Here is a 13,823-nt window from a genome sequence, read left to right on the forward strand (position 1 = left end):
AAGGCCCTTCCATGCGTTCCAGCCAGTTTTTCATGCCGACCCTCCGGGAAAACCCCTCGGAAGCCCAGATCGTCTCGCATCGCCTGATGCTCCGCGCCGGCATGGTGCGACAGGCGAGTGCAGGAATATACTCCTGGTTGCCGATGGGTTTCAAGGTGTTGAAAAACATCGAGCGGATCGTCCGCGAAGAGCAGGACCGGGCTGGCTGCCAGGAAGTCCTGATGCCGACCATCCAATCGGCCGATCTGTGGCGAGAAAGCGGCCGCTATGACGATTACGGCAAGGAAATGCTGCGCATCACCGATCGCCATGATCGCGAGATGCTGTACGGCCCGACCAATGAGGAACTGATCACCGAGATTTTCCGCAATTCCGCGAAGAGCTACCGCGATGTGCCGAAGATGCTCTACCACATCCAATGGAAGTTCCGCGACGAGGTACGCCCCCGTTTCGGGGTCATGCGCGGCCGCGAATTCCTGATGAAGGATGCCTACAGCTTCGACATCGACAAGGCCGGTGCCAAACGTGCCTACAACAAGATGTTCGTGGCTTACCTGCGCACGTTCGCACGCATGGGCCTGCAGGCCATTCCGATGGCGGCCGACACCGGTCCCATCGGTGGCGATCTCAGCCATGAATTCATCATCCTGGCTGATACTGGTGAAAGCCAGGTGTTCTGCGATCGGAGCTTCATCGAACGCGATGTCCTTTCCATGGATGTCGACTACAACGCCGATCTCGAACCGATCGTGCAGCAATGGACAACCGATTACGCCGCCACCGACGAAAAGCATGATGCTGCCAAGTTCGGCGCACTGGCAAAGGATCGCCAAGTCGAAGCGCGCGGCATCGAAGTCGGCCATATCTTCTATTTCGGCACGAAATATTCCGATCCGCTGAAGGCGCAGGTCCAGACGCAGGATGGCCAGACCATCTCAGTGCATATGGGCTCCTATGGCATCGGCGTCTCGCGTCTGGTGGGTGGCATCATCGAAGCCAGCCATGACGAGAAGGGCATCATCTGGCCGGAGAGTGTCGCTCCGTTCAAAGTGGGCCTGATCAATTTGAAGGCCGGCGACGCAGTGACCACGCCGATGGCGGATGACCTTTATGCCAAGCTGCAAAAGGCCGGCATCGACGTCCTCTATGACGACCGCGACGTTCGCGCGGGCGAGAAGTTCGCGCAGATGGATCTGATCGGCCTTCCCTATCAGGTCGTGATCGGTCCCCGTGGCGCCGCCAAGGGCGAGGTCGAGTTCAAGCTCCGCAAGACCGGCGCGACCGAAGAGATTTCCGCCGAAGCGGCGCTGAAGAAGCTCGGCGCATGATCTTCTCGGCCTTCGAACGCCTGGTGGCGATGCGCTATTTGCGCGCGCGCCGCCAGGAAGGATTCGTCTCGGTCATCGCCTTGTTTTCGCTTCTGGGCATCGGCCTTGGCGTCGCTACATTGATCGTTGTCATGTCAGTCATGAACGGGTTCCGAGCCGAACTGCTTGACCGGATTTTAGGATTCAACGCTCACCTCTCGATCAGTGCCAATGGCGGGCCGGTCACGGACTACGCCAAGGTGACGAACGTCCTGCGTGCCTTGCCGAGCGTTGCCTCGGCCACCCCGATTGTCGAAGGTCAGGTGTTTTTAACCGGTGCAGATGGTGGCGTTGGTGCCGTTCTGCGCGGCGTCCGCCTGGAAGATCTGAAACTGAAGAAGCTGATCGCCGACAGCATGGTCGCCGGCACGATCGATGGATTGCGCGATCGTGATGGTATCATCATTGGCGAAGCCATGGCGCGCGCCCTGCGGGCCGGTATCGGCACGGAAGTGACCGCCATTTCACCCGACATCAACGTGACGGTCGGCGGTAACATTCCGCGCATGAAGACCTTTAAGGTCGTCGGCATCTTCAATGTCGGCATGTATCAGTATGACAACACCATCGCCTTCTCGAACCTGGAAATGGCGCAGATCTATTTCAAGGTACGGCAGGGGGCGACCAATATCGAAGTGATGGCCAAGAACATCAATCAGCTACCTGACGTCAAAGACGCTATCATTGCCTCGATTGGTCCCGGTTATCATATCGGCGACTGGCAGGAAGCCAACCGCGATTTCTTCACGGCCGTGGAGGTTGAGCGGAATGTCATGTTCCTGATACTGACCCTGATCATCGTGGTTGCCGCCTTCAACATCATCAGCGGCCAGATCATGATGGTGAAGGACAAGGCGCGGAACATCGCCATCATGCGCACCATGGGGGCGACGCAGGGCATGATCCTGCGCATCTTCCTGCTGTCGGGCGCCAGCATCGGTATCGTGGGGACGATCTTCGGCTGCCTGCTGGGTGTTGCCTTCGCTGACAATATTGAGACCATCCGGCGCGGGTTGGAGAACATCACCGGCACCAATCTATTCAACGCTACGATCTATTTCCTCTCCAAGCTGCCGGCAATCGTCGATCCCCTGGAAGTAGCGCTGATTTCCGCCATGTCGCTGGTCCTGACCTTGCTGGCCTCGATCTATCCGGCCTGGCGGGCTGCACGTCTCGATCCGGTGGAGGCCCTTCGTTATGAGTAGGGGCGTTATGAGTAGGGGTCACGCCAACAATGGCGATACCGTTCTGGAACTCCGGGGTATCCGGCAGAGCTTCCCGCAGGCGGAAGGCGTCCTGGAAGTTATCCGCAATGCTGATCTCACCTTACGGCGTGGCGAAATGGTGGCGCTGATCGGCCCGTCGGGATCGGGCAAGTCCACCTTGCTGCACATTACGGGCATGTTGGAGAAGGCGATCGGCGGCGAGATCGTGATCGCTGGGAAAACCATGACGGCGCTGGGCGACGATGCCAAGACGGCGATCCGCCGCGACACGATGGGCTTCGTCTATCAGCATCATCATTTGCTGCCGGAATTTTCGGCGCTGGAGAATGTCATCATCCCGCAGATGATTGCTGGCAAATCCCGCTCGGCGGCAACGCCGCGCGCCAAGGAATTGCTGACCCGCGTGGGCCTCGGCAAGCGTCTTGACCATCGGCCGGGCAAACTGTCCGGTGGCGAGCAGCAGCGCGTTGCCATCGCCCGGGCGCTGGCCAACGAGCCGAAACTGCTCCTGGCGGATGAACCCACCGGCAATCTCGACCATCACACGGCTGAAGATGTCTTTGCCATGCTGGGGGATTTGGTGCGCGATTTTGGGGTCGCGGCTCTCATCGCGACTCACAATCTCGAGATTGCCGGACGCATGGACCGGGTCGTCACCTTGCGCGATGGGGAACTGGTAGCAGGCTGATCTGGCAGCGCAATTTCGCCGTCACAATTCCTTCACCGAACCGCCGCAGGCCAGTCATGGCCCGTGGCTATAGCCGCCCTCTCATTTCAGAAAAAGAGGAGGCTTCGATGACGGAGACGTCACGCACGCAGTCGATACCCACTTATGCCGATCTGGTCTCTGCGCGCTTTTCGCGCCGCGCGATGTTGCTCGGTGCTGCCGGCGCCGCGGCGGCATCGGCCTTCACCCTGCGCCTGCCGGGTGCCCTGGCAGCGACGACTGGCTCCACGCTGACATTCCCCGAGCTCACCAAGATCTATGACGAGACCCATCATGTCGCGGAAGGTTACAACGCCGACATTCTCGTCCGCTGGGGCGAAGCGATCCTTTTCGGCGGCGCCGAACTTGATGCCGCGGGCCAGAGCGCCGATACCCAGGCGAAGCAGTTCGGCTACAATTGCGACTTCATCGGCTATCTACCGCTGCCGCTCGGCTCGAACAGCAGCGATCATGGTTTGCTGTGCGTCAACAACGAATATCCCGATCCGCACATCATGTTCCCGGGCCTCACCGAAGACGATGCTGGCAAGAACATGACGCCGGAACAGATCAAGACGGTGCAACAGGCCTGGGGGCATTCCATCGTCGAGATCAAGAAGGAAAGCGGCAAGTGGCAGGTGGTGAAGGACAGCAAGTATAACCGCCGCATCACCGGCACGACCGAGATCGCGATCTCGGGTCCGGCCGCGGGGCATAAGCTGCTGCAGACCTCGGCCGATCCGACGGGCACCAAGGTCTTCGGCACCGGCTACAACTGCTCCGGTGGCGTCACCCCCTGGGGCACGATCCTCACCTGCGAGGAAGGCCTCTCCGATACCTTCGGTGGCGACCCGGCCAAGGGCGGTGACCCGAAGCTGCTGGAGCGCTATCTCTATGACGGCAGCGACCTTTACGGCTTCGCGCGCATCGACGACCGTTTCGTGCTCGACAAGGAACCCAATGAACCCAATCGCTTCGATTGGGTGGTCGAGATCGATCCCTACGCCCCGGACGAAGCACCGGTGAAGCGCACGGCGCTGGGCCGCATGGGCCACGAAGCGGCGACCTCGATCGTCAACAAGGACGGCCGCGTCGTCGTCTATACCGGCGATGATGATTACTACGAGCATATCTACCGCTTCGTCAGCGCCGGCAAATTCAACCCGGACGACCGTGCCGCTAACAAGAAGCTACTCGACGAGGGCACGCTCTCCGCCGCGAAATTCAACGATGACGGTACGTTGACCTGGATCCCGCTGATCCACGGCCAGAACGGCCTCACGGCGGAAAACGGTTTTGCCGACCAAGCGGAAATCTTCATCAAGGCGCGTTTCGCCGGCGATCAGGTAGGGGCCACCAAGATGGACCGTCCGGAGGATATGGAGCCCAACCCGGTCAATGGCCGTGTCTATGCGGTGATGACCAAGAACAAGAATCGCAAGGCCGACGAGGTCGATGCCGCCAACCCGCGGCCCGAAAACAAATACGGCCACATTCTCGAGATGCTGCCGCCGGGCGAAGGCAAGGATGCCGACCATGCCGCCGACAGCTACAAATGGGACGTGTTCCTGCTGGCGGGCAATCCCGCGAAGCCGGAAGAGGGCGCCAAGTACAATCCGGGGATCAGCGCGAATGGCTGGTTTGCCGCCCCCGACAATATCGCCTTCGATCCCAAAGGCCGTATCTGGATCGCCAGCGACGGTGCCACAGATTTCGACATCGCCGACGGTCTCTATGGTGCTGACACGATGGGTGACGGCCGCGCGCTGCCGCGCTTCTTCTTCGCCTGTCCAACGGGTGCCGAAATGTGCGGTCCGGCCTTCACGCCGGATGGAAAGACATTGTTCGTCTCCGTTCAGCATCCGGCCGAGGATTCGGAGAACACCGACAAGCTGACCACGCGCTGGCCGGATTTCGGTGACAGCCTGCCGCGTCCCTCGGTGGTTGCCATCACCAAGCAGGATGGCGGCGATATCGGCGGCTGATCGCCGTCTCTCCGATCGTGATGAGCGCCCGGCGGATCCTCCCGCCGGGCGTTTTTAATTCGGCGTCATCGATATGTCATCTAGCTGCAAGCAGCACGCAACCGGAATCAGCGAGATTGTTCTCCAGAGAGGATGCCCGGCCCGATGGCGGAGAACCGCTGGTGGCTGGTGCATCGCAGGATCAAAGAGGTGCCGCCATGACTGTTCAATCATCTGTCATCGGGATTGAAAATAAATCGGTCAGCCCGGCGATCGGCCTGTCGCCCGATCTGCCGGAAATTGTGGCTCTCCGTCGCGACCGCTGGTTTGATGGACCAGAGATGGACGGACCGGGGCTGCCGGCCTCCCTCGACCACAATATGGGCGATACCTCTTTTGGCCATGATGTCGATCTGGCCTGGCAGCGTTTGGCGCGGCAGCGCCTGGGCATTGGCATGGCCTTGTTCGACATGCCTAACGGCTTGGCCTACGCCGTCGACGTTGGCGCGCAGATTTTCCTCTACCGCGTCATCGCAGCACGCGAGTTGCAGCGCCATTTGAGCCTTGGCGCGTTGATCGCTTCAGGTGAAGTGGCGGCAGCACGTTTTGCTGCCAACGGCATCCTGGAATGGGTCCCGGTGCGCACGGCAACCGATGTTGCCCAGGTACGCGCAGAAGCGCAGCGCCTCGGTGCAACACCTCTGCGCCAGATATTCGCCTTGTCGCCGCTCCGCGCGGAAGGCGGTCTGCGCATGATGTCGACCGGCGGCAACGAACCGCTGGCCCTCGATTTGACCCCGCCCAATATCGGCCAGCACCGCTACCCGCAATCGCGCCGCTTTGCTTGGGCCGAGCATGATGCGCCGATGAGCTACGGCTTCGGGGCGCCGGCAGCTGAACAGATGCCGACCGGGCTTGCTGCTCTGTTTTCTGAGCCCTGGCAGTAACGCAAGCCTCCAATAACTTGTTCTGACGCGCTTCTTCTTTCCTTTCCCGTCCCGGCAAACCTGCCCGGGTCACGCCGAGGTTGTCCCCCGAACGATGTACCTCGGCTTCACTAGGCCCTCCGTCCTGTCAACGGAGGGCTTTTTCTTTGCGCCACCCGAGTCCCTCGCTTAGAGTCCCAGCGACCCGCCCACGACTCCGCTGATAACCACATGTCGCACGCTGACTTTGTCCATTTGCGCGTCCATTCCGCCTATTCGCTGTCGGAAGGCGCCATCAAGAACAAGCAGCTGGTTGATCTGTGTCGCCGCAACCACATGCCGGCGGTGGCAGTCACCGATACCGGCAATCTGTTCGGGGCGATGGAATTTTCCGGCCTTGCCAAGGATGCCGGCATTCAGCCGATCATCGGCTGCCAGCTGGGCTTGGCGCGGGATCGCGATCCTCATCAAACGCAGATTCCAGCCCCCGACCAGATGGTCCTCTTGGTGCAGAACGAGGTAGGCTACGCCAACCTCACCAAGCTCTCCAGCGACGCCTACCTCAAGAATGAGCCGGGGACATCGCCGCAGGTTTCCTTTGCCGACCTGGCGCAGCATACGGATGGACTGATTGCACTCTCCGGCGGGCCCAGGGGACTTATCGGCCGGCTCTTGCTGGAGGGTCAAGATGCCGCCGCCGAGGCCGCGCTGACGCGGCTCGCCGCCCTCTATCCAGGGCGCTTCTATATCGAGCTGATGCGCCATGGTGTGGAGGATGAGGCGCGCATTGAGGAAAGCTTGATCAATCTCGCCTACACCCACAATCTGCCGCTGGTCGCGACCAACGACGTCTATTTCAGCGACGAGGGCATGTATCTTGCCCATGACGCGCTGCTGTGCATCGCGGGTGCCACCTATGTTGCGGAAACTAACCGCCGCAAAGTGACGCGTGAGCATCGCTTCAAATCCGGGTCGGAAATGGTGGCCCTGTTTGCCGATCTCCCCGAAGCCATCGCGAACACGCTGGTGATTGCACGGCGTTGTGCCTATATGCCGCCCGCGCGCAAGCCCATCCTGCCGGCTTTCTCCGATGGCAAAAGCGAAGACGACGTCCTGCGCGACATGGCACGCAAAGGGCTGGACGAACGCCTGGCGGTGATGAGCCTGTCCGGCGAAGCCGCCAAACCTTATTACGAGCGCCTGGATTTCGAGCTCAACGTCATCATCCAGATGGGCTTTCCCGGCTACTTCCTGATCGTCGCCGAATTCATCCAATGGGCCAAGGCCCAGGGGATTCCGGTGGGGCCAGGTCGTGGCTCCGGCGCCGGTTCGGTGGTTGCCTGGGCGCTCACCATTACCGATCTCGATCCGCTGCGCTGGGGGTTGCTGTTCGAGCGCTTCCTCAATCCCGAACGCGTCTCGATGCCCGACTTCGATATCGACTTCTGCCAGGACCGCCGCGAAGAAGTGATCCGCCATGTGCAGGAGCGCTATGGCCGCGACAAGGTCGGCCAGATCATCACCTTTGGTAAGCTGCAGGCCCGTGCGGCGGTGCGCGACGTGGGGCGCGTGCTGCAAATGCCCTATGGCCAGATCGACCGGCTCTCCAAGCTCATTCCCAACAATCCGGCAAACCCGATCACGCTCAAGGAGGCGATCGAGGGCGAGCGGCAGTTGCGCAACGCGATGGATGAGGATCCGAGCGTCAAGCGGCTGATGGAGATCGCACAGAAGCTCGAAGGCCTCTACCGGCATGCCTCGACTCATGCAGCGGGTGTCGTGATCGGCGACCGGGCGCTGGATGAACTGGTGCCGATGTACCGCGATCCGCGCTCGGACATGCCGGTTACCCAATTCAACATGAAGGATGTCGAAAAGGCCGGCCTGGTCAAATTCGACTTCCTCGGTCTGAAGACGCTCTCGGTCCTGCGCACGGCCGATCACCTGCTCAGGAAGCGCGGTATCGAGCTCGATATCGATCATCTGCCGCTCGATGATACCAATACGTTCGAGATGCTGGCTAAGGGTGATTCAACCGGCGTGTTCCAGCTGGAAAGTTCCGGCATGCGCGATGTTCTGCGCAAGCTGAAGGCCGACAGATTTGAAGATATCATCGCGGTCGTGGCGCTCTATCGCCCGGGCCCGATGGATAACATCCCCAAATACATCAACTGCAAACACGGACGCGAAGAGCCGGATTACCTGCATCCGTCGCTGGAAGGCATCCTCAAGGAAACCTTCGGCATCATGATCTACCAGGAACAGGTGATGCAGATCGCCCAAGTCCTGTCCGGCTACAGTCTCGGCAACGCCGATCTTCTGCGCCGTGCCATGGGCAAGAAGATCAAGGAGGAGATGGAAGCCCAGCGCAAACTGTTCGTTGATGGTGCCGTCGAGCGCAAGGTCAAGGCTGACAAAGCCGCCGAGATCTTCGACCAGGTCAACAAATTTGCCGGCTACGGCTTCAACAAGAGCCATGCCGCAGCCTATGCGCTGGTCTCCTATCAAACGGCTTGGCTGAAGGCGAACTACCCGGTCGAGTTCTTCGCGGCGTCGATGACCTACGACATGGGGAATACCGACAAGCTCAATGTCTTCCGGCAGGAACTCAACCGGCTCGGCATCAAGCTGCTGCAACCCGACGTCAATAAATCGGAACCGACTTTTGCCGTCGAACAGCAGCCCGATGGCAGCCTGGCCGTGCGTTATGCCCTCTGTGCCGTCAAGAATGTCGGCGTGGGGCCAGTCGAGGCGATGGTCAAAGCCCGGCAAGAAGGTGGCCCGTTCAAGAGCCTTGAGGATTTCTGCGAACGCATCGACCCCAAGGGTCTCAACAAGCGCCAGGTCGAAAACCTGGTCCTCGCTGGCGCCTTCGACAGCATCAATCCCAATCGCCGGCAGGTGCATGACAGTGTCGAGCAGATGCTGCGACAGGCGCAGGCTGCCCATGAATCACGCGGCAGCAACCAATCGAGCATGTTTGCAGAAACCACCCAGGTGCGCCTGATCTTGCCGCCAATCCCCGATTGGCTGCCGATGGAACGGCTGCAGCATGAATTTGGCGCGATCGGCTTTTATCTTTCGGCGCACCCGCTCGATTCCTACGGCGCCAGCCTGAAGCGTCTCGATGTCGTGTCGTTTGTCGATCTGCCACAATGGCTGAAAGCGCGTGGGGCGAGCCGTGCCCGTGTGGCTGGCCTCGTCGTCGGCAAGCAGGAACGTACCTCGGCTAAGGGCAATCGCTTTGCCTTCATCCAGCTGACCGACGCCAGCGGCATGTATGAAGCGACGATCTTCTCAGAACGCCTCAACCAGGCGCGCGAGATGCTGGAACCGGGCAGGGCGCTCCTCCTTAATGTCGATTGCCGCCAGGACGAAGAGGGTGGCCTGCGCCTCATGGTGAACGAGGTCTCCAGCCTCGATCAGGCAGCGGCGGCAACTGCCGCCGGCCTGAAAATCTTCCTCAAGGACCCGGGCCCCGTGGAATCGATCCGCCAGATCTTGGGTAAAGCGGGCAGGGGCAAGGGCAAGATTGAACTGGTGCTCGATATCCCGGAACAGAAGCGGGAAGTCGACATCACCCTTAAGGACCGGATTGCCGTTTCACCCGCCGTGCGGGGCGCTATTCGCGCCATACAAGGTGTGGCCGAGGTGATGGATACGTAGGCTGCTCTCGCCATTTCCTCAGTGTCATGGCCCGCTTCAGGCGGACCATCCACGAGTTTGTCGGCGAATGAAGAAAGCAACTCATGGATGCCCCGCCTTCGCGGGGCATGACAAGTGAGGAATACGGTATGTACGCCGCTGTCTACATCATGACCGATGCCCCGAACGGCACGCTCTATGTCGGCGTGACGACGGACCTCATCCGTCGGGTGGCGCAGCATCGGGCTGGCGAGATCGATGGCTTCACCAAGCGTTACAATCTCAAGTGCCTTGTTTACTTCGAGCCCCACGAAGATATCACAGTTGCCATCCAGCGTGAGAAGCGCTTCAAGAAATGGCCCCGCGCCTGGAAGGTGCGGCTGATCGCGCAGAACAATCCTGGCTGGGATGATTTGTTCAACAGCCTGTTTGGCTGAACCGCCCACGTCGCGGCCCCTTGCGTCCCCCCATTGTCATGGCCCGCTTCAGGCGGGCCATCCACGAGTTTGTCGGCACCTGAAGACAGCAACTCACGGATGCCCCGCCTGCGCGGGGCATGACAATGAGGCCTTCAGCAATGCATGTGTGCCGCCGTCTCCGGCACAGTGAACGCCACCGTCTTTCCTGTGTAGACATGATGTTCAGGCCCCGCCAATTCGATCAGCAATTTGTGTGGCCCGCTTGGCAGGCCGACCACAACGATGGTGCCGACATTGTCGAACTCGGCCCAACGCCAGGGCAGGTCATCGACGGTGACGTGGAGATGACCGACCCGCGGTGAGACGTCGCTGGCGGCTTCACCCAGCACCGGCAGGATGTGCAGATTCTCCACGCGGTAGGGGACCAGCACAGCACCCCTTGCCAGCGGGCCTGGCAATGGTGCTTCCACGGTCAGCTTGGGTGCCGGCTCGTTCGCAACGGGCAGCAATGACGAAGCAGCACCGGTGCTGCTCGCACTCTGAGCGCTCGGGGTGTCGGCAAAGGCGCAGGAAATGAGATAGGCGCCCTCTGTAAGGGCAACCAGGGCGATCACAACGCCGAGAGCGACCGCGGCAAATGTCCTGATGATCCTGGTCATGTGATTCTCTCCTCTGAGGCGCCATCAAGGGGCATAACTGTTGAAAACAAAGTCGCACGACGTCACGGCCTGATGGCAGGCAAAGCAGGTGTTGTGAACCTTCTCGTCCGCCGGCTTGCCCTCGTTGAAATGCGCGAAACCCCAGCCGCCGGTCGCGGCGTATTTCTTTGAATCCTTCACCATGAACTGCACGCCGTTCTTAGGATGCACGGCGACGAAGGATTGGGCCTGGCCAAACGCCTCCTTGCTTTCCGCCAACGGCTCATAATCCCAGGCCAGCCGGGCAAGGATGGTGCCATCCGGGAAGGGGAGCTTGCCCGCCCGATAAGCGTCGATCGCGATGTCATTGCCGAGGATGGCGCGGAGGTCGTTGAGCTTGCCTTCCTCATGGGCGACCGAGATCAGCCGCCAGTCCCGGTACCCGTCAGGAATCTTGATGCCGAAGATCGGGGCGGCTTCGCCCTCCGCCTCGCCGGAGGCGGGCGTGAGATAGGCCGCAGCACCAGCGAGTGCAATCATGATGGCGATTGTGCCGGCAAGCTGTTTCATCGTGTGCCTCCTTCAGAGTGGCGTCGCCAGCTAACTGCGACGCGCCACGAGCCAGTTATTTTATAATCGTGTGCGCTTAAATCGGATACGATATATATAATGTACGTCGGTCGAAATCAACCAGCTCTGACAGAATTATTTGGCGCGTTGTCCTAAGCCCAACCCAAACGTCGATGCGTGAGGCATAACATATTGCAATATATAAATATTACCTGCCTATTGCCATTTCCGGCCCAACCCTGTACGACACGCCCGTTAAAAACCGCATGCGGGTTGCGCGCTGGTGGGGAGACATCCCGTCAGACTTCGCTCCGGTGGCCCCCGAAAAGGGCCGCAAAACCCGCAGAGGCTCAACCGGAAAAGGACTTTTATAATGGCGCTGCCACAATTCAGCATGCGTCAGCTCTTGGAAGCTGGCGTTCACTTTGGTCACCACACCCGTCGTTGGAATCCGCAGATGGCTCCCTATCTGTTCGGCGTTCGTAACGGCGTTCATATCATCAACCTCGAATTCACCGCCCCGATGCTCGAGCAGGCGATCAAGACCGTGCGCGACGTCGCCGCGGCCGGTGGTCGCGTGCTGTTCGTCGGCACCAAGCGCGCTGCCGCCGACAAGGTCGCGGAAGCCGCCAAGCGTTGCGGTCAGTATTACGTCAACCATCGTTGGCTGGGCGGCATGCTCTCCAACTGGAAGACCATCTCGCAGTCGATCAAGCGCTTGCGCGAAATCGAAGAGAAGCTCTCGACCAACACGGTCGGTCTGACCAAGAAAGAGCTCCTTATGATGACCCGCGATCGCGACAAGCTTGAGCGTGCGCTCGGCGGCATCAAGGACATGGGCGGTCAGCCCGACATCCTGGTGATCATCGACACCAACAAGGAATCGCTCGCGGTGAAGGAAGCCAACAAGCTTGGCATTCCGATCGTGGCCGTCCTTGATTCCAACTCCTCGCCGGAAGGCATCAATTTCCCGGTTCCGGGCAATGACGATGCGATCCGCGCGATCTCGCTCTATTGCGACTTGTTCTCGGGCGCAGTGCTCGACGGTCTGCAGCAGGAAGCGATTTCTTCGGGCCAGGATATCGGCGAATCCGAAGAGCTGCCGGTTGAACAGCTGCCGGTTGCCGAAGGCACCGAAAACACCGCGTCAGCCTAAGACGTTCTGGCGTTGAATGGGGTTCGGGGCGCTTGAATGCCCCGGACCCCATTGCCACATTTAAACACCCTGAAGATACCGAATTTAGACGGAAGGAAGAGACCATGGCCGAGATTACTGCTGCGCTCGTGAAAGAGCTGCGCGAAGCCTCTGGCGCCGGCATGATGGATTGCAAGAAGGCGCTGGCCGAGAACAATGGTGACGTCGAAGCGTCAATCGATTGGTTGCGCAAGAAGGGCCTCGCCGCTGCCGCCAAGAAGGCCGGTCGTGTCGCTGCCGAAGGTCTGGTCGGTGCTGTCGCCGATGGCAAGACCGGCGCACTGGTCGAGGTGAACTCGGAAACCGATTTCGTGGCCCGCAACGAGCAGTTCCAGGGCTTGGTGTCAGCTGCTGCCAAGGCCGCACTCGCCCATGGCGATGTCGAGGCCCTGAAGGCCGCCAAGCACCCGGACGGCGGCACCATCGCCGAGAAGGTCACCAATCTCGTCGCCACCATCGGTGAGAACATGAATGTCCGCCGCTCGGTCCGCCTGTCGGTGCCGAACGGTGTCGTGGCGTCCTATGTCCACAATGCGGCCGCCCCCGGCATGGGCAAGATCGGCGTCCTCGTGGCGCTGGAATCGACCGGTGACGCGGCCAAGCTGCAGGCGCTGGGCAAGCAGATCGCCATGCATGTGGCCGCTGCCAACCCGCAATCGCTGAGCATCGACCAGGTCGACCCGGCCCTGCTGGAGCGCGAGCGTTCGGTCCTGGCCGAGCAGGCCCGGGCTTCGGGCAAGGCGGAAGAGATCATCGGCAAAATGGTCGAAGGTCGTCTGCGCAAGTATTACGAAGATGTCGTCCTTCTTGAACAGCTTTACGTCATCGACGGCGAAAGCCGCGTGAAGCAGGTCATCGAGAAGGCCGCCAAGGAAATCGGCGCTCCGGTGAAGCTCACTGCCTTTGCCCGCATGGCGCTGGGCGAGGGTATCGAAAAGGAAGAAAAGGACTTCGCGTCCGAGGTTGCAGCCCAGCTCCGCGCCTAAGGTTACGTTTCGACCAATCTTGATTTGGGGGTGCTTCCTGCATTGCCGAATCGGGGTATAGTTCGGCGGGCAATGTCGTTCCTTTGGGAACCTTGGCATTGCCCGCCCGGCGCCCAACTTTCGACAGAAAGCGGGGCGAGGATCACAAGAGATGCCCAGTCAACACCGCGGGGGAGAATTG

The 13,823-nt window shown here is 60.4% G+C and carries 11 protein-coding genes; 9 read left to right on the top strand and 2 right to left on the bottom strand.

The features are described 5' to 3' along the window. Positions 1–11: 11 nt before the first annotated feature. The 7 genes from proS (at position 12) to AC1DWZ_RS04215 (ending at position 10,271) form a co-directional block, all read left to right on the top strand. Positions 12–1,328 carry a proline--tRNA ligase gene (gene proS, locus AC1DWZ_RS04185; RefSeq protein ID WP_477167602.1) on the top strand — a complete coding sequence of 439 codons (1,317 nt, stop codon included), beginning with the start codon at positions 12–14 and terminating at the stop codon, positions 1,326–1,328. After that, complete coding sequence (locus tag AC1DWZ_RS04190; RefSeq protein ID WP_477167603.1) at positions 1,325–2,572, top strand: lipoprotein-releasing ABC transporter permease subunit; 1,248 nt, start codon at positions 1,325–1,327, stop codon at positions 2,570–2,572. The genes proS and AC1DWZ_RS04190 overlap by 4 nt, the downstream gene beginning before the upstream one ends. A gap of 7 nt (positions 2,573–2,579) precedes the next feature. Then, complete coding sequence (locus AC1DWZ_RS04195) at positions 2,580–3,281, top strand: ABC transporter ATP-binding protein (protein WP_477167604.1); 702 nt, start codon at positions 2,580–2,582, stop codon at positions 3,279–3,281. A 107-nt stretch (positions 3,282–3,388) separates the two neighbouring features. Continuing rightward, the gene (locus tag AC1DWZ_RS04200; RefSeq protein WP_477167605.1) at positions 3,389–5,284 is read left to right on the top strand and encodes a PhoX family protein; all 1,896 of its coding nucleotides are present in this window, start codon (positions 3,389–3,391) and stop codon (positions 5,282–5,284) included. 197 nt (positions 5,285–5,481) lie between these two features. Then, positions 5,482–6,210, top strand: coding sequence for a hypothetical protein (locus AC1DWZ_RS04205; protein WP_477167606.1), 729 nt, complete (start codon positions 5,482–5,484; stop codon positions 6,208–6,210). A 210-nt stretch (positions 6,211–6,420) separates the two neighbouring features. Continuing rightward, complete coding sequence (gene dnaE / locus AC1DWZ_RS04210; protein ID WP_477167607.1) at positions 6,421–9,855, top strand: DNA polymerase III subunit alpha; 3,435 nt, start codon at positions 6,421–6,423, stop codon at positions 9,853–9,855. A 128-nt stretch (positions 9,856–9,983) separates the two neighbouring features. Beyond that, entirely contained in the window at positions 9,984–10,271 is a 288-nt protein-coding gene (locus AC1DWZ_RS04215) for a GIY-YIG nuclease family protein (RefSeq protein WP_477167608.1), read from the top strand. Positions 10,272–10,405: 134 nt separating this feature from the next. On the opposite strand, the gene AC1DWZ_RS04220 is transcribed toward AC1DWZ_RS04215, so the two are convergent. Beyond that, positions 10,406–10,912, bottom strand: a complete 507-nt coding sequence (locus tag AC1DWZ_RS04220; protein ID WP_477167609.1) for a DUF6130 family protein — start codon at positions 10,910–10,912, stop codon at positions 10,406–10,408. A 24-nt stretch (positions 10,913–10,936) separates the two neighbouring features. Then, on the bottom strand, positions 10,937–11,461 hold the full coding sequence (locus tag AC1DWZ_RS04225; protein ID WP_477167610.1) for a cytochrome P460 family protein: 525 nt from the start codon (positions 11,459–11,461) through the stop codon (positions 10,937–10,939). A gap of 373 nt (positions 11,462–11,834) precedes the next feature. Between AC1DWZ_RS04225 and rpsB the strand changes: the two genes are divergently transcribed. Together rpsB and tsf are read left to right on the top strand one after the other, a co-directional pair. After that, complete coding sequence (gene rpsB, locus AC1DWZ_RS04230; protein WP_477167611.1) at positions 11,835–12,617, top strand: 30S ribosomal protein S2; 783 nt, start codon at positions 11,835–11,837, stop codon at positions 12,615–12,617. 104 nt (positions 12,618–12,721) lie between these two features. Further along, complete coding sequence (gene tsf, locus AC1DWZ_RS04235; RefSeq protein ID WP_477167612.1) at positions 12,722–13,642, top strand: translation elongation factor Ts; 921 nt, start codon at positions 12,722–12,724, stop codon at positions 13,640–13,642. Positions 13,643–13,823 lie beyond the last annotated feature (181 nt).

The sequence above is a fragment of the Dongia sp. P2_B8 genome (genome assembly GCF_056404715.1).

Bases quoted from the DNA above. Each gene is read 5' to 3' on its own strand.
- AC1DWZ_RS04195 (WP_477167604.1), top strand. From the start codon at position 2,580: ATGAGTAGGGGTCACGCCAACAATGGCGATACCGTTCTGGAACTCCGG.
- AC1DWZ_RS04200 (WP_477167605.1), top strand. From the start codon at position 3,389: ATGACGGAGACGTCACGCACGCAGTCGATACCCACTTATGCCGATCTG.
- AC1DWZ_RS04190 (WP_477167603.1), top strand. From the start codon at position 1,325: ATGATCTTCTCGGCCTTCGAACGCCTGGTGGCGATGCGCTATTTGCGC.
- AC1DWZ_RS04220 (WP_477167609.1), bottom strand. From the start codon at position 10,912: ATGACCAGGATCATCAGGACATTTGCCGCGGTCGCTCTCGGCGTTGTG.
- dnaE (WP_477167607.1), top strand. From the start codon at position 6,421: ATGTCGCACGCTGACTTTGTCCATTTGCGCGTCCATTCCGCCTATTCG.
- rpsB (WP_477167611.1), top strand. From the start codon at position 11,835: ATGGCGCTGCCACAATTCAGCATGCGTCAGCTCTTGGAAGCTGGCGTT.
- proS (WP_477167602.1), top strand. From the start codon at position 12: ATGCGTTCCAGCCAGTTTTTCATGCCGACCCTCCGGGAAAACCCCTCG.
- AC1DWZ_RS04225 (WP_477167610.1), bottom strand. From the start codon at position 11,461: ATGAAACAGCTTGCCGGCACAATCGCCATCATGATTGCACTCGCTGGT.
- AC1DWZ_RS04205 (WP_477167606.1), top strand. From the start codon at position 5,482: ATGACTGTTCAATCATCTGTCATCGGGATTGAAAATAAATCGGTCAGC.
- tsf (WP_477167612.1), top strand. From the start codon at position 12,722: ATGGCCGAGATTACTGCTGCGCTCGTGAAAGAGCTGCGCGAAGCCTCT.
- AC1DWZ_RS04215 (WP_477167608.1), top strand. From the start codon at position 9,984: ATGTACGCCGCTGTCTACATCATGACCGATGCCCCGAACGGCACGCTC.